Source organism: Oleidesulfovibrio sp., assembly GCF_047973035.1.
GTDB lineage: Bacteria > Desulfobacterota > Desulfovibrionia > Desulfovibrionales > Desulfovibrionaceae > Oleidesulfovibrio.
The window spans coordinates 22,690-44,995 of record NZ_JBKEBF010000021.1; the positions used below are offsets into that span (position 1 = coordinate 22,690).

The 22,306-nt window shown below is 54.5% G+C and carries 16 protein-coding genes and 1 pseudogene; 7 read left to right on the top strand and 10 right to left on the bottom strand.

Annotation, left to right across the window (positions count from 1 at the left end; all coding sequences use genetic code 11):
- Positions 1-20 precede the first annotated feature (20 nt).
- Positions 21-2,264: a DNA mismatch repair endonuclease MutL gene (mutL, locus tag ACK5LI_RS06940; RefSeq protein WP_416947582.1), complete on the top strand. Its 2,244-nt coding sequence runs from the start codon at positions 21-23 to the stop codon at positions 2,262-2,264.
- Between the two features lie 188 nt (positions 2,265-2,452).
- Positions 2,453-3,880 (top strand): response regulator, encoded by a 1,428-nt coding sequence (locus ACK5LI_RS06945; protein ID WP_416947584.1) that lies wholly within the window; start codon positions 2,453-2,455, stop codon positions 3,878-3,880.
- Positions 3,881-4,452: 572 nt separating this feature from the next.
- On the opposite strand, the gene rfaD is transcribed toward ACK5LI_RS06945, so the two are convergent.
- The 4 genes from rfaD to ACK5LI_RS06965 form a co-directional block, all read right to left on the bottom strand.
- Positions 4,453-5,439, bottom strand: a complete 987-nt coding sequence (rfaD, locus tag ACK5LI_RS06950) for an ADP-glyceromanno-heptose 6-epimerase (protein ID WP_416947586.1) — start codon at positions 5,437-5,439, stop codon at positions 4,453-4,455.
- A gap of 159 nt (positions 5,440-5,598) precedes the next feature.
- Complete coding sequence (locus tag ACK5LI_RS06955; protein ID WP_416947588.1) at positions 5,599-6,264, bottom strand: YkgJ family cysteine cluster protein; 666 nt, start codon at positions 6,262-6,264, stop codon at positions 5,599-5,601.
- 4 nt (positions 6,265-6,268) lie between these two features.
- Positions 6,269-7,660, bottom strand: a complete 1,392-nt coding sequence (locus tag ACK5LI_RS06960; RefSeq protein WP_416947590.1) for a protein kinase domain-containing protein — start codon at positions 7,658-7,660, stop codon at positions 6,269-6,271.
- A 136-nt stretch (positions 7,661-7,796) separates the two neighbouring features.
- Positions 7,797-8,522 (bottom strand): metallophosphoesterase family protein, encoded by a 726-nt coding sequence (locus ACK5LI_RS06965; protein ID WP_416947592.1) that lies wholly within the window; start codon positions 8,520-8,522, stop codon positions 7,797-7,799.
- Positions 8,523-8,702: 180 nt separating this feature from the next.
- Here ACK5LI_RS06965 and gnd point away from each other — a divergent pair, with 180 nt between their 5' ends.
- Together gnd and zwf are read left to right on the top strand one after the other, a co-directional pair.
- The gene (gene gnd / locus ACK5LI_RS06970) at positions 8,703-9,626 is read left to right on the top strand and encodes a phosphogluconate dehydrogenase (NAD(+)-dependent, decarboxylating) (RefSeq protein WP_416947594.1); all 924 of its coding nucleotides are present in this window, start codon (positions 8,703-8,705) and stop codon (positions 9,624-9,626) included.
- On the top strand, positions 9,623-11,164 hold the full coding sequence (zwf, locus tag ACK5LI_RS06975) for a glucose-6-phosphate dehydrogenase (protein WP_416947596.1): 1,542 nt from the start codon (positions 9,623-9,625) through the stop codon (positions 11,162-11,164). Before gnd ends, zwf begins: the two co-directional genes overlap by 4 nt.
- Positions 11,165-11,364: 200 nt before the next feature.
- On the opposite strand, the gene ACK5LI_RS06980 is transcribed toward zwf, so the two are convergent.
- Positions 11,365-12,432, bottom strand: a complete 1,068-nt coding sequence (locus ACK5LI_RS06980; RefSeq protein ID WP_416947598.1) for a bifunctional helix-turn-helix transcriptional regulator/GNAT family N-acetyltransferase — start codon at positions 12,430-12,432, stop codon at positions 11,365-11,367.
- A gap of 226 nt (positions 12,433-12,658) precedes the next feature.
- Here ACK5LI_RS06980 and ACK5LI_RS06985 point away from each other — a divergent pair, with 226 nt between their 5' ends.
- Positions 12,659-13,264, top strand: coding sequence for a TIGR00730 family Rossman fold protein (locus tag ACK5LI_RS06985; RefSeq protein WP_416947600.1), 606 nt, complete (start codon positions 12,659-12,661; stop codon positions 13,262-13,264).
- A 211-nt stretch (positions 13,265-13,475) separates the two neighbouring features.
- On the opposite strand, the gene ACK5LI_RS06990 is transcribed toward ACK5LI_RS06985, so the two are convergent.
- Positions 13,476-14,426: a LysR family transcriptional regulator ArgP gene (locus ACK5LI_RS06990; RefSeq protein ID WP_416947602.1), complete on the bottom strand. Its 951-nt coding sequence runs from the start codon at positions 14,424-14,426 to the stop codon at positions 13,476-13,478.
- Positions 14,427-14,522: 96 nt separating this feature from the next.
- On the opposite strand from ACK5LI_RS06990, the pseudogene ACK5LI_RS06995 reads away from it, so the two are divergent.
- Together ACK5LI_RS06995 and ACK5LI_RS07000 are read left to right on the top strand one after the other, a co-directional pair.
- A pseudogene (locus ACK5LI_RS06995) lies at positions 14,523-15,146 on the top strand (LysE/ArgO family amino acid transporter).
- A gap of 462 nt (positions 15,147-15,608) precedes the next feature.
- Positions 15,609-16,367 (top strand): substrate-binding periplasmic protein, encoded by a 759-nt coding sequence (locus tag ACK5LI_RS07000; RefSeq protein ID WP_416947604.1) that lies wholly within the window; start codon positions 15,609-15,611, stop codon positions 16,365-16,367.
- A 195-nt stretch (positions 16,368-16,562) separates the two neighbouring features.
- Here the strand turns inward: ACK5LI_RS07000 and ACK5LI_RS07005 are convergent, their stop codons facing one another.
- The 4 genes from ACK5LI_RS07005 to ACK5LI_RS07020 all read right to left on the bottom strand — a co-directional run bounded on the left by ACK5LI_RS07005 (position 16,563) and on the right by ACK5LI_RS07020 (position 22,199).
- Entirely contained in the window at positions 16,563-17,789 is a 1,227-nt protein-coding gene (locus tag ACK5LI_RS07005; protein ID WP_416947606.1) for an OmpP1/FadL family transporter, read from the bottom strand.
- 273 nt (positions 17,790-18,062) lie between these two features.
- A complete protein-coding gene (locus ACK5LI_RS07010; protein ID WP_416947608.1) occupies positions 18,063-19,778 on the bottom strand; it encodes a glycosyltransferase in 1,716 nt (571 codons plus the stop codon).
- Between the two features lie 459 nt (positions 19,779-20,237).
- Positions 20,238-20,768: an acyl-CoA thioesterase gene (locus ACK5LI_RS07015; RefSeq protein WP_416947610.1), complete on the bottom strand. Its 531-nt coding sequence runs from the start codon at positions 20,766-20,768 to the stop codon at positions 20,238-20,240.
- 426 nt (positions 20,769-21,194) lie between these two features.
- Complete coding sequence (locus ACK5LI_RS07020) at positions 21,195-22,199, bottom strand: KpsF/GutQ family sugar-phosphate isomerase (RefSeq protein WP_416947612.1); 1,005 nt, start codon at positions 22,197-22,199, stop codon at positions 21,195-21,197.
- Positions 22,200-22,306 lie beyond the last annotated feature (107 nt).

The window sequence follows — 22,306 nt, forward strand, 5'->3', positions numbered from 1 at the left end:
GACTATAAGGACTCATAGTGATGACGCAAGAAGTACAATCGCGCCCCGTGCGCAAACGCATACAAGTTCTTCCCGATGCCCTGCGCAACCAGATTGCCGCAGGCGAAGTGGTCGAACGCCCCTCCAGCGTGGTGAAAGAACTGGTTGAAAACAGTCTGGACGCAGGTGCCCGCATGGTCGAGGTCGCCATTGAAGACGGCGGCCGCAGCCTGATTACCGTTCGCGACGATGGAGCCGGCGTCAGCGCAGATGAGCTGGAACTGGCTGTTACCAGACACGCCACCAGCAAAGTGACCAGCTTTGAAGAACTGATGCGCATTGCCAGCTTCGGCTTTCGCGGTGAGGCACTGCCCAGTATAGCATCGGTTTCCGACTTTCGCATGACATCCGCCCCCGCACCCGATGCAGAAGGCAACAGTGGCGATGCCAGCTTTATTCATGTCCGACACGGTATAGTGCAGGCCAAAGGCCCTGCCGCCCTTGCACGCGGCACTCTGGTAGAAGTACGCGACCTGTTCCTGAACGTTCCTGCACGGCTTAAATTTTTAAAAACCACCGCTACAGAGAGCAAACGTTGTCAGGAACTGTTCTGCCGTCTTGCGCTGGCTCGTCCCGATGCTGGGTTCTCGCTTTCCAGCGGAGGCCGCGAAGTATATCGCTTTCCGCCCGACCAGACATGGCGTGACAGGCTGGCCGTACTGTGGCCCCCTGCCGTGACCGAGGCAATGGTTGAGGTACCGCGTTTTTGCAGCAAGGCCTCGGACGGAACAATACCCGACGTACGCATACAGGGACTTTGCGGTGACCCAAAGCAAGCCCAACCGCGTTCTGACCGCTTGTTTTTCTATGTCAACGGCAGGGCAGTTTCCGATAAGCTGCTCATTCGTGCCGTGCGCGATGCGTATTCCGGCAGAATGCTGGGCCGTGAATACCCGCAGGTATTGCTGTTCATTGACCTTGCACCAGAAATGGTTGACGTGAACGTGCACCCCGCCAAAAGCGAAGTACGCTTTCGCGAAGAACGTCACGTTTTCAGCGCCGTGCGCCGCGCCGTGGAAGCAGCCTTGCAGCAGCTGAGCGCAACTGGTGAATATGACGGGCATGAAGAAGTGCTTGCCGACCCGTTCGGGACGCAGCCCTCGCAGGCATCGTCTGCACAGGTTCTTTCCGCCCCCAGACCGCAAGGGCCGTCTGCACGGCCGCTGGGATTCTGGGGAGAAGCCGACGCAGCCCCCATTGTACGCCGCCAGATAGAAGATGCGCACCATGACGATGTTCAAATCGTCCAGCGGCCGGAGGCGGCACATAAGCAGGACTGGCAGCAATCTGATGCTGCCGGTGCCTCGCCATCCGACACCACAGACCACCACGGTACAAATAATGCCGCCCGACATACCGGCAACGGCATTGGCTTTGGCACCGACGTTGGCTTTAACAACGCGGATGACACACACGCCGCCCCCGCAGATGCCGACGCAGCCATTGCGTTTACTCCGCGCGGCCCCGCACATGGCGGGATCGGCAATGCCAATGGCAATGTATCGGAACAGATGCATACATCATACGGCGAAGGATATTCCGCTCAAGGGCACATGGCTGACCACGAACCGCAACCGCTTGCTGATGCGCCCCCGACCGGAACTGATGTATCGTCCGCCAACGGGCAGCCCCCCGCGCACCTTTCTGACCAGTATGCAAGCGGCGGCACAGTAACCACCGGTGAATATACGTATCTCGGGCAGGTAGCAGACACCTACCTGATTGTCCTGCGCGGGCAGGGCACCCTGCTGTTGCTGGACCAGCACGCCGTGCACGAGCGTGTATTGTACGAACGCATCCGCCGCGATGCCACGCGCGGGCAGACCCAGTTGCTCGCATTGCCTTTTGATATGCCCTTGCACACCGCGGAAACGGAACGGCTGGTACAAGTATGGGAAGATCTGGCTGCAATGGGATTCAGCCTTGAAACCGCAGGCGCATCACTGCGCATCCGCGGTATTCCAGCCACACTGGACCAGAACGAAGCGAAAGAGTTTCTGCGGGAGGTTCTTTCTGACAGAAACGGCAAGTTACCGAATATGTGGGTTATGATGTCATGCAAATCTGCCATTAAGGCAGGGCAACGGCTTACGCCCGATGAAGCTGCAGGACTTATTGCCCAGTGGCTGGAAGTGCCGGACAGAGAGTTTTGCCCGCACGGCAGACCTGCGGTTCTGCGGTTTAATCCTGCCGAGCTGGAACGCCTTTTCAAACGGACAGGCTAACCCGCTGCAACAATAAAAAACTACTGAGACCGGAATACGCTCCGGTCTTTTTTTTATTTCCGCGCGCAGCTTTTTTTGCTCTGTGCTGGACGCGTTGTCCGCTCCATCGTAGAATGGAAGACAGTATCAAAAGTATTCTACGTGGCAAGCTGCAAGCTTGCCGCCTGACATCCACAGGAAATCAAACCGTGACGGATCATCAACACTCTGCCACTATCCTGACCGTAGAAGATGACGCCGTCATCCGCGAAACCATTGCGGCATGGCTGGAAGACTCCGGCCTGACTGTATTGCAGGCTGCAGACGGTCAAGAAGGGCTGGCCATATTCCGCGAGCACAACCCCGATCTGGTGCTCCTTGATCTGGGCATTCCCGCCATGCGCGGCGAAACGCTGCTGCAACTCATGGTGCAGGAACGGCCGGACACGCCTGTGATCATTGTTTCCGGCAGGGCAGAAATTGACGCAGCCATTGATTCCTTTAAAAGCGGCGCATGGGACTTTATTTCAAAGCCCATCCCGAATCTGGAAATGCTGGAAAAAACAGTCGTCAATTGTCTGGAGCGCAAAGCCCTGCGTGAACGGGTAGATGCGGCCGAAACCCGCTATTTCCAGTTTATCCAGAACCTGCCTGTTACCGTATTTGCCATGAACAGCAACCTTGAGGTCACATGGCTGAGCAGTGCCTGCCCGCGCGTACTGGGCTGGAGTGTGGCAGAAGCGTTAACGTCCGGCGAATGGTTTGTGGACAACATCAACCCGCCCGATGCAGCCGCGGTGCGTAATGCTTTTTCCGGCGCGTTGAAAACCGGCGACGATGTGAGCTGCGAATTTTCATTCCGCCACCGCCACGGGTACATGGTGCGCCTGCAGGCACGTTCAACCGCCATCACGCCCCCTACGGAACATGCATCGGGCAGAATAGAAGGCGTACTGCTGGATATAACCGACCGCGATTTTCTGGATAAAGTGCTGGTGCAGAGCGAAAAACTGAACACATTGGGCGCCATGGCAGATGAGATTGCCCACGAATTCCGTAATCCGCTGTTTGCTCTTGGGGGCTTTGCCCGCAGGCTGCATAAAAAAATGCCCGACTCGCCCGAGGCAGAAATCATACTGGAAGAAGCAAAACGCATGGAAGCCATGCTGGACAAGCTGAAGGAATACACCAAGCCGGTAACTGTTTCCACAAAGCCGACCAGTGTGAACAACTCTGTCAGCTTTGCCGCAGACAGGTTGGACAGTCAGGCCGCACGGCGCAAAATCACCATCGCTCAGGACCTGCACCCTGCTATGCCGGAAATCCAGTCAGACCCGGATATTCTGTCGCAGGTTTTCATGAACCTGCTTTCCAACATGCTGAGTGCCATGCCGGACGGCGAAACCATGCACATTGCCACACGGCTTGGCGCCGGTACGCAGGAAGTCACCATAGTATCCCCCGCCCGCACTGCCGCTGCCATGCCCAGTCAGGACTACCTGCTGCTGCCGTTTGATGACTCCGGCCCGCAGGGCAATCTTTCCGTCAGCTACCGGCTTGTCAAAACAGTCGGTGGCCTGCTTTCCGTCACGCAACAGGAAGGCAGCTTCACGCTCACCCTGTCGCTGCCGTCGTAAGTCCACGCAGCCCCATCTTCACTTCTTCTTGAATTATTCCGAAAAGGTATGCAAATGAATTTTAAACACTGCAAGCTGACGACAAATTAAGCTTGCAACCTTAATTTACGCCAGCCCGGACGATGCACATTTAAATACGCAAGCTGGCGTAATGACTTTCTTCATAGCGGCTCTGCTCATCAAGGGGTATGAAAAGATTCTTCTTTACAGAAGTATCCTTCTTCTAACAAAGCTCCTAATCCGCACCTTACAGACACATGGTTTTGCGCTGCTCTGCTTTTCTACCCGTCTTTGTTGCAGCTATCGCTGCACTTCAGCTGCCTGTCGCTCCGCTCTGCTCTCATTTTGCATGCCTACAAAAAAACACGCCGCAAAAAAATCCACGGCGTGTCGATACGTTATAGATAGCAAAAACATACATACGGACATACATTCTAACGAACAGCCACGCGTATGGCGCAGCCTGACCACATCCGCAGCCCATATGGCAATGCCAGCTTTTGCCGGATGCATCAGGTATTGCCGTAAAAATCCGCGCCTGCTTCTCGCGAGTGGGCTTCCCGCTTATGAACCTACCCTTCGGCAGGATTCAGGTACGGGTCATCCTTGGCAAGGTAGTTCTGCACGTAGTCTTTTACGCCATCTTCCAGCGAGCGGAAGGTCACAGGGCAACCGGCATCTTTCAGGCGCTGCATGGGAGCCTGTGTAAAGTACTGATATTTGCCACGCAGATGTTCGGGCATTTCGATGTATTCAATTTTTTCCGGCACGTTCATGGCGCTGAATACAGACCGTGCAAGGTCGTTCCATGTACGGGCGTTACCGGTACCGATGTTGAACAGACCGTTTGCAGAAGGGTTCTCAAGCAGCCACCACATTACGTCCACGCAGTCTTTCACGTACACAAAGTCGCGCTTCTGACCGCCGTCGGGGTAGTCTGGATGGTACGATTTGAACAGGCGCATCATACCTTCGTCGCCTATCTGGGTAAACGACTTGCACACAACGGAACGCATGTCGTCCTTGTGGTACTCGTTGGGGCCGTACACGTTGAAAAACTTCAGGCTGGCGATGCTGTCCAGCTTGCCTTCGGCGTGGGCGCGCAGGTCAAAAAGCTGCTTTGAATAGCCGTACATATTAAGCGGCTTAAGCTTGTGCATGGTTTCGAGCGAATCTTCAAACCCGAATGAACCGTCGCCGTACGTTGCCGCAGAGCTGGCATTGATGAAGCGGGCCTTCTGCTGCAACGCATAGTCACACAGCACGCGGGTATAGCGGTAGTTATTCTCCATCAGAAAGTCCGCATCGCGCTCGGTGGTGGAAGAGCATGCCCCCATGTGGATAATGCCTTTCACATTCCACGGTACGCAGTCATCCAGCACAAGATCAAGAAACGCATCGCGGTGCATGTAGTCCGTGTAGCGCAGATTGACGAGGTTCTTCCATTTCTCTGTGCTGGCAAGGTTATCCACCACCAGAATGTTGTCTATGCCCATGCGGTTGAGCTTCCACACCATGGCACTGCCTATAAAACCCGCGCCACCCGTGACTATATACATACGATTCTCCTCGGTACGTTGCAGAATATGCGTCTTGTCGTTGTTAATCGGCACGCGCCATTTGCGCCTGCCGCACTGGCTGTGTACCGTCTTTTGTGTAAAAAAAACAGCCCGGGGATTATGCCTCCGGGCTGTCTGTAATCATTGCTGTTTCCGGCCTCATACGGCCTTGCGTACAGGTGCTAGTTCAAGTCCTTCGTTGCCGCGTACCACTTTTAAGCCGTACATACGGTTAATGGTCTCTGCCAGCGGCCTCCCGAACAGAAAATCCATATCCGCTTCCGGTATATTTGCCCGTTCCCGCACGACCTGACGGAAAGAAAGATCCAGCTGCACCATCTCAAGCATTTTCTCCGCCGCATCCTTGTTGCCACGCATTTTCGGGCCAAGTTCCGGCAAAGAATCATACGGACAGCTTTCTTCATGCGCGGCAACAAGCGCCAGCAGGTCAGGCTTATCCCGCAGCACATCTACCCGTGTCAGGCGATCTTTTTCGTACATGGCCAGAATACCGGAGGTGTCTTTGCACGACAATGCGCGGCATTCTTGCAGCCTGCTGTTGTAAATTCTGCAGCCCAGCTCAGCCGGCATAAAAAACATGCAGGTCCAGGACCCCCGCAGCGCCCCGCGAAGCTTTATCAGCTCCTGCTGCAGCGGTATAACTTCGCCACGGGCCTCGTCATACGCAAGCTCGCCCCGCCGCAGAGTTACCAGATCGGCGTACCGCAAGGCGCCGCTTTGGATGAGAGACAAATCCTGCAAATGCAGGGCGGGGCCGCCTTTCCGGCAGCATGTCCCGCAACGGTCGCAACTTGTATCAATCATATGTTTACTCTCCGGAGTGTGTCCGCACCGCACGGACGGAAAACCGGCAGGTAAAATCCTGCCAGCCCACATACCCCATTGCTGCCGACACATACCACGCCGCAACATGCGACTTGGTATCGGCGCTCCACAACGCGTCAAAACGCGCATCGAACACCGGAGGCACACAGTAGTCGCCCAGCATGGGCGGCTCTGAAAGTTGCGTCATCAGTTCGGCCACGGTGGGCAGGCGCCAGTCGCCATACCCGCAAAACCGTGATGCGTTCAGCGCGTGCACATACTCGGCGGCCTCTTCCCATGTCAAAGGATAATCGCTGCCGCCCAGCTGCCACATTAAATCTGTTGCACTATCGAACACGGTTCCGTCGCCCTGATCTTCAAAAGTCTCTTCCGCAGGGCACAGCGGGCGCCACAGGTCATCCAGCCCGAATGCTTCACGCGCTTCGCGCAGGCCTGCCTTGATGGGAATGGTGCGCACGTCCGTGTTTACAGGCGGACACTGTCTGTGCGGCAGGCCCCCTTCCACCATGGTGCAGGTGTTGTCCACACGGGCGCGCCAGCGGCGCTCCAACACATCCAGTCTGTCACTCATGGCCGCGGCACAGGCAAAACGCTCCCGCGGGTCATGCGCCATGGCCCTGTCAAAAAATTCGTCCCATTCTGCATCCAGATCGTCGCTATACTCACTGGCACGGGGAATGCGCCCGTCCTGCAGGCGCTCTTCATCATTGGGCAGAATGCCCGTAAGCATGCGGTACAGCATCACACCCACGGGATATATGTCGGCGCTGGCATCCACGCTTTCAGGGTCTTTTTCCTGCTCCGGAGGCGCATAGTAAGGTGAACCTACTTTAACGCTCTTATGCAGCCGTTCGCGCTGTTCATAGTCCGTTTCCCCGCGCAGCCGCGACAGCCCGAAATCAATAAGCTTAACGTCGTCTTCGCCCGTAACCATAATGTTGAACGGCTTTACATCGCGATGGATGACACCCGCATAATGCATCCGGCGCAATGCTTCCAGAGTCTGGCGGGTATAACGCACCGCACGCTCCAGCGGCAGACGACGCGTCGGGGCTTCAACACGGTAGCTTTCACCGATAAGCATACCGAGATTAAGACAGTAATACTCCATAAGAAAATACGGCCTGTCCTGCGCATCGCGGTCAAAATCCAGAATCGCCGCCACATTGGGGTGGTCCAGCCTGCCCATAATGCGGGCTTCTTCTTCAAAGCGACGCGTCAGTTCCCGCATACCCACCAGATCTTCCAGAATCTCCGTGGGGCGCAACAGTTTGAGGGCTGCCATACGGCCTGTCACAGGCTGGCGCACTTTATAAACGGCTCCCATACCGCCTCTGCCCAGCAACCCGCAGACTTCGTACTTTCCTATAAACATCCTGTTCGCTCCTTACTCTCAGGGCAGCAGCACCCGAATGCGCGCACTTGCAGCAATGGCAGTGCCCGCACCCCGCCACACAACAAACATTGCATATAGTATACCATGCAATGCTGTTATGTGCAGCACTCCGGCATTATTTTAATCGGTCTGCATAGCGCAGCGGCATTCCCCGTTCAGGAAACAATGCCACTGTCCGCTCTATATCGTAGGGAATAAAACGAATAACCACACGCCCTTCATCCGGATACCACAGGGCATATTTCGCACGGTTATCACCGTCACGGGGCTGGCCGACACTACCCACATTAACAATATAACGGGTGGTCATATCCAACACATTGTCACCTTCCACCAGCGGCCTGCGAGTCAATGTCCCGTCTTTGAGTTGCACAAGTTCCAGCTCGTGCGTGTGTCCCACAAAGCAAAGCGGTCCCAGAAACGCCTGAAATGCGCCCTTTAACTCTCCACCATTCACGGAAAAAAGATATTTGTGCACTGAAGACGGAGGCATGCCGTGCACAAATCTGCACCCGTGACGGGTGAGTCCGTACGGCAAAAGCGACATCCACTCGATGGACTCCGGCGACAATAATTCGACGGTACGCATAAGTGCTTCACGCGACTGCGAATTGAACCGCGACCGTTCATGCTGCAACACCACGCCCACCTCGTGGTTACCTGCCACGGAAATAACTCTGCGCGCGCGGCACAGTTGCACAACTTCATCCGGCTGCGGCCCGTAGCCCACATTGTCGCCCAGAGAAATAATCTCCGCCGCGTCATGAGCGTCGATGTCCTTCAAAACAGCTTCAAAGGCCGCAAGGTTGGCATGAATATCTGATAAAACAGCAATCGGCATACCCAGCTACATACCAATCTTCGGGCAGGCATGAAAGCAGCAATTCGCCGGGTGCATTGCCGGAAGTATTTTCATACGGTATGTTAAAAGCTATCCTCTGCGGTGAACGGGCATGCATCACGCGTAGTTGCCGCCGCTTTCCTTTTGCCATGTACTTTTTTACCTCTCCGGAGAAATATCATGCAGATTGCAATCATCGGGCTGGGCAGAATGGGCATGAATATGGCCCGACGCCTGCTAAACGGAGGCCACGATGTTGTGGTGTGGAACCGTAGCAAAGACAAAGTCGAGCAGATGCAAGCCGAAGGTGCCACAGGTTTTACCGACCTTGCCGACCTTGCAACGCATATGAGTACCCCGCGGGCGCTATGGTTCATGCTGCCCGCCGGAGATGCCACCACGGAACGTATTGCAGAAGTGCTGCCGCATCTTGATCGTGGCGACCTGATTATAGACGGTGCCAACGCCTACTGGCGGGACGATGCGCCCAAGGCGGAAATGCTGGCGCAACACGGGATTCATTATATGGACGCCGGTGTATCCGGCGGCATCTGGGGGCTTGAAAAGGGCTACTGTACCATGGTGGGCGGCAACGCCGAAGATGTGGCACGGGTTGCCCCTGCTCTGGACACGCTTGCTCCGCCTGACGGGTGGCTTCACTGCGGCCCTGTGGGAACAGGACATTTTGTTAAAATGGTGCACAACGGCATTGAATACGCAATGATGGAAGCCTACGGCGAAGGCTTTGACCTGATGCGCAACGGGCCCTTTGAAAATCTTGACCTGCAGGCCATTGCCGCCTTGTGGAACAGGGGCAGCGTTGTACGCTCCTGGCTTCTGGAGCTCCTTGATTCCGCGCTGCAGAAAGACGCGGATCTTTCTTCATTAAAAGGCTACGTGGAAGATTCCGGCGAAGGCCGCTGGACGGTGCTCGATTCCGTTCATCATGCCGTTCCCGTACCTGTGCTGGCACAGGCCCTGTTCCGACGGTTCGAATCGCGTCAGGATGATCTTTTTTCCAACAAGGTACTGGCGGCCCTGCGCAACGAGTTCGGCGGACACGCTATAAAAGCTGCCGGAGACGGTTCGGAGGGCCGCAAATGACTTCGGCGGACACCCATGTAACTATCGGTAAAGCCATGTGCGAAGAGACACCGCCGGAGCCGTGCGGCATTGTCATCTTCGGCGCATCAGGCGATCTGGTTGCGCGCAAGCTGCTGCCTGCCCTGTTCGGCCTTTACCGCCGCAACTTGCTGCCGGAACGTTTTTTTGTGCTGGGCTTTGCCCGCACCCCTATGACCGATGAAGAATTCCGCACCCGCGTGCGCGACTGTATCCTTTCCGCCCACCCTGAAGGGGTGGAAGAGCTGGACGAATTTCTGGCTTTATGTCGCTATACACATGGCGAATATGACGACCCCGAAGCGTATGCCGACCTTGCGCTCTGCTCCTCGGAATGCGCGCTTGACTATCACGCGGCGGACAACCTGCTGTTCTACCTTGCGCTGCCTCCGCAGTTGCACGCTGTTACGGTGCGCCATCTGTATAATGCGGGATTGACCAAGGAGGGCGACGACGGCCACCCCTGGCGTCGCGTTGTGTTTGAAAAACCCTTCGGGCACGACCTTGCGTCCGCGCTGAAGCTGGACGACACTCTGTGCTCCATGCTGCGTCAGGAACAGATTTTCCGGATGGACCATTACCTTGGCAAGGAGACTGTCCAGTCCATTTTAATGTTCCGCTTTGCCAACGCCATCTTTGAGCCACTATGGAACCGCAGCTACATTGACCACGTTCAGATTACCGTAGCGGAATCGCTGGGGGTGGAGCATCGCAGTGCATACTATGACAACGCCGGTTGCCTGCGCGACATGTTCCAGAACCATATGATGCAGATGCTTGCCCTTGTAGCCATGGAGCCGCCCACCAGCTTTGATTCTGAACGGGTACGCGACGAGCGGGTAAAACTGCTGCATTCCATCAGGCCGTGGTCAAAGGATGAGATATGCTCGTCCGTTGTCCGCGCCCAGTACGGGGCAGGCATAAAAGCCGACGGCAGTCCGCTTAAGGCGTATCTCGACGAGCCGGGCATTGCCCCCCGCAGCAGCACGGAAACGTATGTTGCGGCAAAGCTGTTCATTGACAACTGGCGGTGGCAGGGCGTGCCGTTTTTTCTGCGCAGCGGCAAGCGGATGCCCCGCAAGGTAAGCGAAATTGCCGTCACCTTCCGCCGTGTTCCGCACTCCATGTTCGGTATGCACTCCAAGGCAGAGATGCCCGCCAACGTACTGATACTTAAAATTCAGCCGGAGGAAGGCATTGATCTGCATATTCAGGCCAAGCAACCCGGACCGAAGTCGTGCATGTCCACCATGACACTTGCATTCAAGTACCATGAAATTTTCGGCATCAATCCGCCCGATGCTTACGAGCGCCTGCTGCTTGACTGTATGCTGGGCGACAGAACGCTGTTCTGGAGCCGCGAAGGCGTGGAAGCCGCATGGCAACTGATTACTCCCATACTGGAAACGTGGCGTGATACGCCTGAAGCTTCGCCGCTGCTCCATTACCCCGCAGGGTCATGGGGACCGGACGCATCCGCACGACTTATAAGAACCATCGGCAAACGCTGGCGCGAATAGTGTGGTAAAAGCAGTTCCTTTACGCTGCACGATAAGCTGTATGCAAAAACCCCCTGCACAACATCCGTGCAGGGGGTTTTCATTCGCGAAAACAGCTTCATCTAAAGGCAGGGCACAACAGAAACAACGCAGGGGCATCTTCAAGAGCAGGTAATCTCGGACAAAAGCTCATCTGCATTGTCGCTTCCTTCTCCTGCAAGTTACGAACAGCAGCATCCTGTTCCTGCCACCGGAGCCTGCTGCGGTAAATCTTCCGAAGCGTCCGGAGGCGCTACATGCAACGCCGCATCTGTCAACGGATACACATAACGGGCTTCGCACACGCAGTGTCCGTTAGAACCCAACGGCTTTTCAAGGCGTATAAAACCAAGCTTTTCGTACAGGGCAATCGCTTCCTTCAGAACGCCTGTTGTTTCCAGATAGCAGGTGGTATAGCCGTAGCTGCGTGCGTACTCCATGGCCCCCAGCACCAGCCGTCTGCCCAGCCCTCTGCCACGACATTCCGGCATAAAATACATCTTCTGCAACTCGCCCACGGTACCCCCGCCTCCTGCCAGCGGGGCAATGCCGCCGCCACCTACAACGCGGCCCTTATGCTCCACAACCCAGTATTGCGCACCGTTACAATCATACGCCGCATACATGTTATCCACAGAGGCATCACCAACGGCATATCCAGCTTCTGCTGTCAGACCGTACTCTTCCGAGACACTGCGGATAATCTCTGCAATTGCTTCGTTATCCTGAGGCGTTGCCGGACGCAGGGAGAATCCTTCCTGCAGTCTGCTGTAACGTAGCGCTCTGGCGTAGGTTGCAAGGCCATCCAGAACTTTTTGCTGCTCATGCGCCGCCAGCAACGTAAGCCCGCCCGTAACCTGCGCGTCGATATGATCATGCAACTGGCCGACGCGCTTATGGCCTGCATCAGTCAGCACGGCAAGCTTGGCCCGACCATCTGTGCTGCTTTGTTCAAACTGCACAAAGCCTTGCCCTGCCAGCGACTGAAGCGCCCTGCTGGCATTTGATTTATCTACAAGCAACAGGTCTGCCATAGCCTGCACAGCCAGCGGCCCTCGTTCTTCCAGTTCTATCAATGCATGCGCCTCGGAAATGGTCAGCCCATGCGGCTCCGCGCAGTTGGACAACATTTTCCATTCGCGTGCCAACTTCCGCGAAACTTTTCTTATCCGTCTCGGAGTTATCACTTCCAAAGGCGCATCACATCCGGCTTTTGCTGCACACCGGCAATCTTCTTCTGTAACTTTCATAAATTGCTACCTTTTTTGTATGTGCGTTCAGGATACACACAATTAGTTGCGTAGCGCAACTATATTCATTCTTCATCATGAGTCAAGGACAAGAATTTTATATCCCTTCTCATTATCAAAAGTTCTTTTTGCGCTGCCGCCCCCTGCAAGGCACATTGCTTGACGCAACCGCCCTGTGCCGCTAGCACAGCCTGTGGCGGGCATAACAGCTCCGCAGGAGAATCTCATGACAATTAGAAGCGTATGTGTATATTGCGGTGCCAACCCCGGCCTGCGGCCTGAATACATGCAGGCAGCCCATGAACTGGGCAGAACTTTGGCCGCCAAAGGGTTACGGTTGATATATGGCGGCTCGGCAACAGGCCTGATGGGTGCAGTTGCTGACGGGGCGCTGGAAAACGGCGGCGAGGCTGTAGGGGTTATACCTTCAGCCTTTGCAAACCGTGTAGGGCATACCGGCCTGACGGAGCGTCATGTTGTGGATACCATGCATCAGCGTAAGCAGATGATGTTTGAACTGTCAGATGCCTTCATCGCGCTGCCAGGCGGCATAGGCACCATGGAAGAAATTTTTGAAATGTTCACCTGGGCACAGTTGGGCTTTCACAAACGACCGGTAGGTCTTTTGAACATAAGCGGCTACTTTGACGGCCTTGTGGCTTTTACCCGCCACATGGCACAGGAACGCTTTCTGAAAGATGAACACCGCTCCATTCTGCTGGTAGAAGAGTCACCCGTCAGCCTGCTGGACTGCATGACAGACTGGCAACCGGTCTGCACGTCAAAGCTGTTCACCGAGGCCGGTGCAAAACTGGATTTATCCAAACAGTAGCCCGAACCGTCCGACACTGTCGTAGCAGCCTGCTGTAACCGAATAAACTCTGAGCAACAAAAAGCTTCTCAGTACGGCAAGCCTCAGTACGAAAGCAGCCATTTTACGGGTAGTTTCATCATGCTGACCCGCGCCGTACCCGACAGACTTTTCAGCAAAGTCCTTCGCCAGAAACTGCACGCCTCAGTCATGTTCAACGGGTTTCCGCAGCTTACCGCAGCACCATTGCCGCATGGTCAGTTAAAACGCTGGCCATGCGCTTGAAAAGCTCTGTACCCAAATCCCACCAGTGCCAGTAAAGCGCTACAGGCAATGCCCAGCCTTCTGCCAGATTTACCAGTTCGCCGGATTCTATAAGTGGGTCAGCCTGCAGATGCGGAATGCATCCCCAGCCGAACCCTGCTGCAACCATGTTCACAAAAGCCTCTGACGATGGCACATAATGGCGCGGGTACGGAGCTTCCGGCGCGACTCCATAGAGCTGTTGCAACATGGTGTCGTGCACTCCGTCCACACGGTTGTATAATACGGCAGGAGCCTCCAGCAGCGCGGTTGCAGAGGCAGGCCTCCCGTCATCCATCAGGGCATGTTCGGATGTAAAATCCGGCGCGGCACACACCAGATATTCCATACAGCCCAGATACTGCACGCTACACCCGTGAAACGGTGCAGACCGTGTGCTGACACAGCCTACCACTTCACCGTTACGCAGCAGGTCGTGCGTTCTGTCCTGATCATCCACCAGTACGTCCAGCAGCAAGTGTTCCTGCCCTGCCACAGCATCAACCGCACCCAGAAACCACGTCGCAAGACTGTCTGCATTTACGGCAACGCTCAGCTGCCTGTATGCAGGGCGTCGCGGGGCGCTGCTCCCCTCTGCGGAGAGCTCCGCACTGAAGCGCGCAGCCATATCCCGCTCAAGGTCAGCCTCCAGCATGGCAACCTGATGGTAATGACGCAGTAATCTGCGCCCTGCTTCTGTAGGACGCACAGGTGCCGCCCGTGTGACCAGCGCCGTTCCGGCGGCTGTTTCCAGTTGGCGGATGCGTTGCGACACCGCAGACTGTGTTACGTGCAGCACTCTGGCTGCTTTCTCAAACCCGCCTTCACGAGCAACCATCGCCAGCGCTTCTATCAATCTGTATTCAAGCATGACGAACATTAGCAAAACTTATGTAGCATATAAAATAGTAATTTCACTTCTTTCCAGCTACGGGCTATTTCCCTTTTCGCAGCAGAGCACAAAAGGAAATCAGATATGGATCCTCTCGTGTTCTTTCAGGGGTTCGGCATCTGCGCCGGCCTAATTATAGCCATCGGCGCCCAGAACGCCTTTATCCTGTCGCAGGGAATCCGCGGCAAGCATGTTCTGGCTGTAGCCCTGCTGTGTTCGCTGTGTGATGTGTTGCTCATCTCGCTGGGACTTTCCGGCGTAGGAGCTTTTGTTTCATCTAATAATGCTCTGACTGCGGCAACTGCATGGGCCGGTGTGGCCTTTTTAAGCTGATATGGTCTCGGGGCGTTTCGCTCTGCAATAAAGGGCGGCACGCTGGAGGCCGACAAGCGCGGCTCTGACAGCCTGCGAGTGGTGGCAGCAACCACCATAGCCGTTTCGCTGCTCAACCCTCATGCCTGGCTTGACACAGTCGTTCTGCTGGGCGGCATCAGCGGGCAGTATCCGGAAAGTGAGCGGTTTATTTTCGGCGCCGGAGCACTAAGCGCATCGTTTGTCTGGTTCTTTTCGCTGGCATTCGGTGCACGCCTGCTGGCGCCACTGTTTAAACGCCCGCACACATGGCGCATGCTGGACGGCTTTGTCTGTCTGACCATGTGGGGCATAGCGATTTCACTGGCAAACCACGCTCTGTCACTTTCGGCTTAGCCGGCTGATTAGCGAAGATTCACAACCCAAGGCGCTTACGCGCCATTACATAGCTAGGCCCGCATACCGGTTTTTCCCGTATCCTCAACATCTCCGCCGGTATGATGTGCCGCCTCACAAACACACCCCGATGCCATAACATCGGGGTGTATTTGTTTGCCCGCATATTCAAACATTACACGCATATTCATAATCATTCCGCCCGTTATAATGGCAAGAACCTGCAATAACGGACAATCTCATGTCTGAACTCCAGTGGGAACTCTGAAGTCACAGGCTCGCCTTGAACAGCATTGTGCACATTAACTATCGGCTTCTGCATCCGCTTGCCTTTCCGGTAACATCTCCGGCAGCCAGCGTGCGCCGTTGTTGCAGCTTGTTTTCACTCTAGTTTTTCATAACAGTATAATCAGGTAACTCCCCCTCATGCACAGTCACCCGCCACAGGCACAGCACCGGTACGTGCCGCTCACTTCTGTGTTCCTGATTTGGGCATGTCTCTGCTGCGTACTATGGTCTCCTGCACAAAGCAGGGCGCAGGAGCTGATTATCTGCGGTGATGACGGTTACCCGCCATACTCATATATTGAAAACGGCAAGCCTGCAGGCATTTATGTCGATATATTAAACAGCATCCTGAAAAACATGGAAGGGTATGACGTAAAGATAATAGTAAGGCCATGGAAAAGAGCTCTGGCTCTGGCAGAGCAAAAAGAAGTTTTTGCCATCTTCCCCCCGTATTTCAGACCCGCCAGCAGGCCCTGGTTGCCGCACTACTCGGAACCCATCTTAAAGGAAGACTATTCCGTAGTGTGCAAAAAGGACGTCTTTGCCGACTCACCAAGAAACAACTGGCCCGACGATTATCGAGATCTCTCGCACGGGATAAACTACGGCTTCGCCGTTCCCGGATTGCATGGCATGAAGTACGAAGAGGCCAGAAACGGTCTGGTGAACCTGAAAAAGGTGTTACACGGTCGTGTGGATTGCTACATCAACGACAGCAAAGCCATTGTCTTCTATTTGCAACAGATAGGTGCAGACGCTTCTCTTCTGCAGTTCGGTGCAAAGATAAGTTCCGAATATGGATTTCTGGCCACCACTGCAGCCAGAGACGAATCGTTCAATAAAGCTTTTCTTAAACAGTTTGACCTCCATCTGCGCAGATTGCGTGCTTCCGGAGAACTGGATTTTATCATCCGCTCTCATTTTATACGATAATCACTTGAACATACATAAACATCGCTTCTATGCCTCCAGATGAAGCCCCCGGCTACCACCTCTCCAATCAACCTGTAACCACCCCACAATCCGCATGAAAGATACTTGCCTGTTGCCTACCTGTTGCCCGCTGAAAATAAAAGCGGCACACAGGTTTCCCCGCGCGCCGCGTACAGGCTGTTTTTATCCGGCAGCCTAAAACTTATAGCCCAGCGTCATGCCGACAAGATGCGCATTGCCGTCATGGAAGCGGACACGGTTGTCGCCGCCTATTCTGGTGTTCACGTTTCCGGTGCGTTCTTTAATCATAAGATACGTATAACTCAGGTCCAGAGTCCACGGCCCCTGATGAATACCCACACCACCGCTGATAAGGTGCCTGTCATTAGCAGGCACAAGGTAATCCAGATAATTTTCGTTCAGCGGAGAGTTGTCGTAAACATAGCCTGCACGCAGATCAAACATGTCGTTCAGGGCGTATTCAACACCAATGTTGTACCGCCATACGTCTTTCCATTCTGTAATTTTGTTGGTCGAAGCTACAGCAGGGTTATTAAAGTCAATGGCAAGCTTGTCGTAGCTTGTCCAGCCGGTGCGCACCGCGCCCACCTCAATGCTCAACCTGTCGGTAGGCATAAAGCAGATACCGAGAGACAGCATATCAGGCAGGTTCACACTGCCCCGGGCATCCGTATCTGAGTATCCGGCAAACATCCCCGTGCCGCTGAAATACCCGTTGCCTTTCAGGTTTTGCTTAATTTCTGACCGCCAGCTTGCGCCCAGCGCCAGCCACTTTACAGGCTGATAATGTACGCCAAGGTTGACGCCGTAGCCCACGCTTTCACCATGCACACGACCATCCAGACGGCCGAAACCACCCGCATCCACAATGTTCTTCTGCTCATAATCAAACCACATGGCCTCAATACCAAAAGCCACAGAAAGCTGATCAGAAAGTTTCAGACCCATCACAGGGTTCACAGAAAGGGACTGGATGCCCACGTAGTAAAGCTGGTCCTTACCAAACCAGTCTTTGGGGTATTCATTACCCAGACCAAAGCGGGAGAACATACCGACCCCCACGTACAGATTGTCATTGATCTGCCGCGTGGCGTAGGCATGAGGAATGGCCCAGTAGTTATCTTTGGTGTCGGTTACGCCGTGTCCTTTAACTTCTACGGAAGCCTGAGGATCAACCACGGTCATACCAAAGGCAAGCTGGGTGCCTTCCAGCTGGGTGATAAGAGCAGGGTTAAAAGCGATGGAAGAAGGGCTGGCGTCGCGCGCAACCATAGCGCCGCCCAATGCGTTACCGCGGGCGCTGAATTCATACATGGCAAATCCGGCAGCTTCTGCCGAATAAGGAATGCACAGAAGAAAACCAAAAATGGCAAGACAGCAGGAAATGAAAGCCTGTCGCACTGAATACCTCGATTACTTGTAAATAATGATGAGTAGTCCCAACCTCCGTGTGTATCCCCGTTCTTCGATTCAGTGCTATTGCTTCATTAGATTTTTCAATCAAAATCGTGTGCTTTTAGACCCTTTCGCAAGGAAACACAAGAACAGTTCCTGATATACCGTTGCAAAGCTCCTCCATGCATCTGTACCTGTGCACGAAAAAACGCGTACGCACCTGAACAGATGCGTACGCATTCTTCGTTAATTACAACAACAGCTAATGCCTCAGAACAGCTACCGGAATATCGCTCCGCACAATTGCATAACGGCTTTTTTTGCTTCATCGGAAAGATGTGGCACAACTGCATGCAGCACGTTTTCAAAATGCGCCTTGTCCGAATCGCGCACTGCGGCATCTACCCGCTTCAACTCGCTGCCGGAAATTTTAGCTTCCATTTTCATATGATTGCCCCATACGTGCCCCCATGCAGCTTCGGAAAGCGGAGCTTTACGCCCTGAATCCTGACGGTGCACCACCGTTGTTCTGCCGTCGTACAATACCTGCCCGCCGCACATCCAAACCTGAATATCATGCTCCAGATCGTCCACCTGCGAAGGTGAAAACCGCACATCAAAAGGCGGCACTCCCAGACTGTCACAAGCGGCTCTGTCGAAGAGGTGACAACATCCCATCACAGAAAGACAAGGACGGCGGTAATCATATTGCCCCATATCCCAAAAGAGCGGAGCATTATTGGTAAAACGTATCAGCCTGTCGCCGACTTGCGAAAAAAAGCGGGGAACATACTGAACTGAAGGCAACTCACCGGGGTTAACCACCTTGGGGCCGACAACCGTTGCCTGCGGAAATTCTTTTTTTGTCTGCAGATACGAACGAAGCCAGCCTTCCGGCAAAAGGACATCATCATCAAGATACGCCACATAGTCGCTACGTCGCACATGCGGCAGCTCCCACAGCCAGTTACGCGCAGCAGGCGCGCCTACATTCACGGGCAGGTGAATGATTTCAATATCCCGCCCCTGCGCGATATCCCGCGCCGCCCGTTCAAAATCCTGTGCAGCAAACGCATCGGAACCGTTGTTCAGCAGCGTAATGGCTGCTCCGCCTATGTCAGAACGCACAAGGCTTTGTAATGTCTCCAGAGTGACATCAAACTTATTCCACGTATAAAAAACAACGCTCACATCATTTGCGCCCCGCACATCCTCAAGGCGTGCAGGAACGGCAGGCTGAAGCACCTCGTACATTCTGTACAGGATAAACAGCAACACAGGCTCTGCTTCCAGCGCATGGCCCAGCAGCGCAAGGCCTTTTTCTGTTTTCCCTTCACGCAAGGCAAGCTCTGCGCGCAGATGCAATGACATGGGGCTGACAATGGCCTTGTTCAACAATTTCCGGCACGCATCCGCATGCCCCATACGCAGTGCCCCCCACGCAAAGTACGGAGCAACCAGCGATCCGGCATCCGTCTGTAAAAAGGCTTCTACAGCTTGCATAAAATAGTCGCCGCGCCCGATTTCCCACAACACCCCGATGCAGGTAAATCGATACGCCAGCGAGTCGCCATGCAATGCACCATCAAGCAGCTTTTCATCATTTTTCTGCAGTGCAGCGACTTGTTCCAGCACATCACCCATGAAAACATCCGGTACCGGTGCAAGAATTTTTTCTGCAGCGGTAAACCACTGCTTATATACTGCAGAGCAGGGCTGAGCGCCGACCATCGCCTGCACCACCCCGCGCAAGGCCGCATCAAAGGGGTTCAGCAATAACGCCTGGCGCAGCAGCCCCGACGCAAGCGTAAGTCGCCTTGCAGCCGCGGCAGGAGGATGTGCCTGTAGATCCCGCAGCAACTGGTCGCCCATATGCATGGCAAGTCCCGGCTCGGTGTAGCCGTTATTCACATGCTGAAAGCAGTAAAAATCCGCTCCCGCATCGCTGGTTTGTTGCGTCTGCATAATGGTGACTTCCTCCTGTATCGTGCTCATTGCGCCACGTTACAAAATATAAAAAACGCTGAACAACGTCAGCATCCTGACATCCGGCAATAAAAAGCAAAAATCGTTCCGCATGACTATACAAAAAGTCAGGCAGACAAGGCAGTCCGGCACTCAGCCTGACAACAGGCAGCACCGGCAGACCTGCACAACCTCAGATTACCGGCATCACACCCTACGGCAAAACAGGCCCAAAAATGATGCAGGTTCCATCTGTATACCTGATACACCGGCAACGTATACGAATTCCAAATATACGAATCTCAGCGTATTCTTAAACCTGCCCAAACCCTTCCGGCGGTGCCGCATTACCAGCGAGCCCCTTGAGTATCCCGACATCACAGCCGGACAGAGACCAGTAGTCTTATACCGTCCTGCACCGTTCACCCGCAGATGCAAAAAACACTAAAAAAGCCTGACCAGACAAGCGCCCGGTCAGGCTGAACAACCTTAATAAAGTTCTTTGACGCCCTGATTGCCCACCTGAGAACGCCCTTCCTGCGACAGTTTCTCCCGTCGGCGTTCTTCGCGGCGCATCTCACGGCGCATCATGGCTTCGCGGTGCCTGCGGTGGTGGTCGTCCGTTTCCAGCTCAAGTTCCGGCACTTTGGTGGGCTTACGATTTTCATCCATAGCGACAAAAGTCAGATACGCGGATGCCGCATGGCGGATTTCACCAGTCAGCAGATTTTCCGCCTCCACGCGCACCCCCACTTCCATAGATGTATTGCTGACCATATTCACACTGGACTTAAGCACCATCAGTTCTCCCACACGCACCGCGGCTTTAAACTCCATCCTGTCAATGGAGGCCGTCACCACCGTATTGCCTCTGGCATGGCGCATTGCCGCCACAGCTCCGGCAAGGTCGATATGCTTTAAAATTGTACCGCCGTGGATATTGCCCGCAGGGTTTGCATCCTGCGGCAGACCGCGGTGGGTCATTATGGTATCGCTTTCGCTTACTTTCTTTGATCTCATCAAAGCCCTCCGGTTGTACGGTATGGTAGCCGCATAGCCGTAAAGCGGCAACAGTGACCACAGGCAGCGTTGCTGTTTTTTTGTCCCATACCGCCTCATAACTGGTTTGCAGCGTGCAGTATCAACACTGAAAAGGCCACGAAACAACCACTACAGTATGCGCTGAAAATACCGGAATAAGTCATACACAGCGGTAATACTGTTCAAAGAGTGGTTACAAGATGCTTACTCCGAACGTGAACCAGCATACCAATCCTGCGAAATATCGCTTAAGTCGCGCCATGCTTACATGATGAAACACTCTGTTTTCATTCTAAAAACAGTAAGGAACGGCACCACAAGCTTGCAGCCTGCAGCCACGTTTTTTTTACAAAAAAAGCGGCGCACCAAAGTACGCCGCTACAAATTTAAGAATACAACAAGCTGCTAGCGCGAAAATTTAACGCCGCCTTTGCCCAGCAGGTCGTGCAGGTGCACCACGCCGCAAAGCATACCCTCATCATCGGTAATGGGCAGTACGGTGATGGCTTTTTCTTCCATCAGGTCAATAAGCTGCGCAACGGAATGCCCTTTTTTCGCGGTCATGGGTCTGCGCACCATAATGTTGGAGACAGGGGCCGTCATCTCAATTCCTTTGTCCCGACAGACCAGACGACGAACATCACCATCGGTCAGAATGCCGGAAAGGCGTCCGATACCGTCAGTAATCAACACCGTCCCCAGACGTCCACCATCCAGCACGCGTAACGCTTCACCGGCCTGCATGGTTTCGCGGACACTGGGCAGATTTTCAGTATGCATCAGCGTTTCCACACGCATGGAAAGACGCTGCCCAAGTGAACCACCGGGATGGTAGCGCAGAAAATCATCTTCAGTGAATGACTTCCAGTGAATAAGGCACACGGCAAGCGCGTCACCCATAGCAAGCACAGCCGTGGTCGAGGCTGTAGGCGCAAGATTCAGCGGGCAGGCTTCTCGGGCGACACCAGTATCCAGCACCACGTCAGCGCTTTTCCCCAGCGTGGATTCCGCCTTGCCGGTCATGGCGATGATAGAAGCCCCGAGACTGCGCAACGTGGGCAGAATAGCATTCAGTTCGTCCGTTTCGCCGGAGTTGGAAATAGCCACGACAACGTCATCGCTGCGGATCATGCCCATGTCGCCATGAGCGCCTTCCACGGGATGCAAAAAGAAAGAGGGAGTGCCGGTGGACGACAGAGTCGATGCCAGTTTGCGTCCCACAAGGCCGGATTTTCCAAGGCCGGTGATAACGACACGGCCGGTACAATCCGCCATCAGGGTCAGTGCTTCTACAAAGCCGCCGTTCAGACGGTCGCGCATGGCGGCAATACCTTCTATTTCAATATCCAGAACCTCGCGCGCCAGCGGAACCCAATCCGTACGGCGGGGGCATTTTGCATCCTGAGTCATGGTGTTTTCACCTTTCGGGCTTTTCAGCGGCAGAACGACAGGTCTTATTCTGCAATAAAAATAAAAAACGCATGCGGGCAACCGTTACGGCACGGCAACCCGCATGC

Bases quoted from the DNA above. Each gene is read 5' to 3' on its own strand.
- mutL (WP_416947582.1), top strand. From the start codon at position 21: ATGACGCAAGAAGTACAATCGCGCCCCGTGCGCAAACGCATACAAGTT.
- rfaD (WP_416947586.1), bottom strand. From the start codon at position 5,439: ATGTATATAGTCACGGGTGGCGCGGGTTTTATAGGCAGTGCCATGGTG.
- ACK5LI_RS06955 (WP_416947588.1), bottom strand. From the start codon at position 6,264: ATGATTGATACAAGTTGCGACCGTTGCGGGACATGCTGCCGGAAAGGC.
- ACK5LI_RS06960 (WP_416947590.1), bottom strand. From the start codon at position 7,660: ATGTTTATAGGAAAGTACGAAGTCTGCGGGTTGCTGGGCAGAGGCGGT.
- ACK5LI_RS06965 (WP_416947592.1), bottom strand. From the start codon at position 8,522: ATGCCGATTGCTGTTTTATCAGATATTCATGCCAACCTTGCGGCCTTT.
- gnd (WP_416947594.1), top strand. From the start codon at position 8,703: ATGCAGATTGCAATCATCGGGCTGGGCAGAATGGGCATGAATATGGCC.
- zwf (WP_416947596.1), top strand. From the start codon at position 9,623: ATGACTTCGGCGGACACCCATGTAACTATCGGTAAAGCCATGTGCGAA.
- ACK5LI_RS06980 (WP_416947598.1), bottom strand. From the start codon at position 12,432: ATGAAAGTTACAGAAGAAGATTGCCGGTGTGCAGCAAAAGCCGGATGT.
- ACK5LI_RS06985 (WP_416947600.1), top strand. From the start codon at position 12,659: ATGACAATTAGAAGCGTATGTGTATATTGCGGTGCCAACCCCGGCCTG.
- ACK5LI_RS06990 (WP_416947602.1), bottom strand. From the start codon at position 14,426: ATGTTCGTCATGCTTGAATACAGATTGATAGAAGCGCTGGCGATGGTT.
- ACK5LI_RS07010 (WP_416947608.1), bottom strand. From the start codon at position 19,778: ATGAGCACGATACAGGAGGAAGTCACCATTATGCAGACGCAACAAACC.
- ACK5LI_RS07015 (WP_416947610.1), bottom strand. From the start codon at position 20,768: ATGAGATCAAAGAAAGTAAGCGAAAGCGATACCATAATGACCCACCGC.
- ACK5LI_RS07020 (WP_416947612.1), bottom strand. From the start codon at position 22,199: ATGACTCAGGATGCAAAATGCCCCCGCCGTACGGATTGGGTTCCGCTG.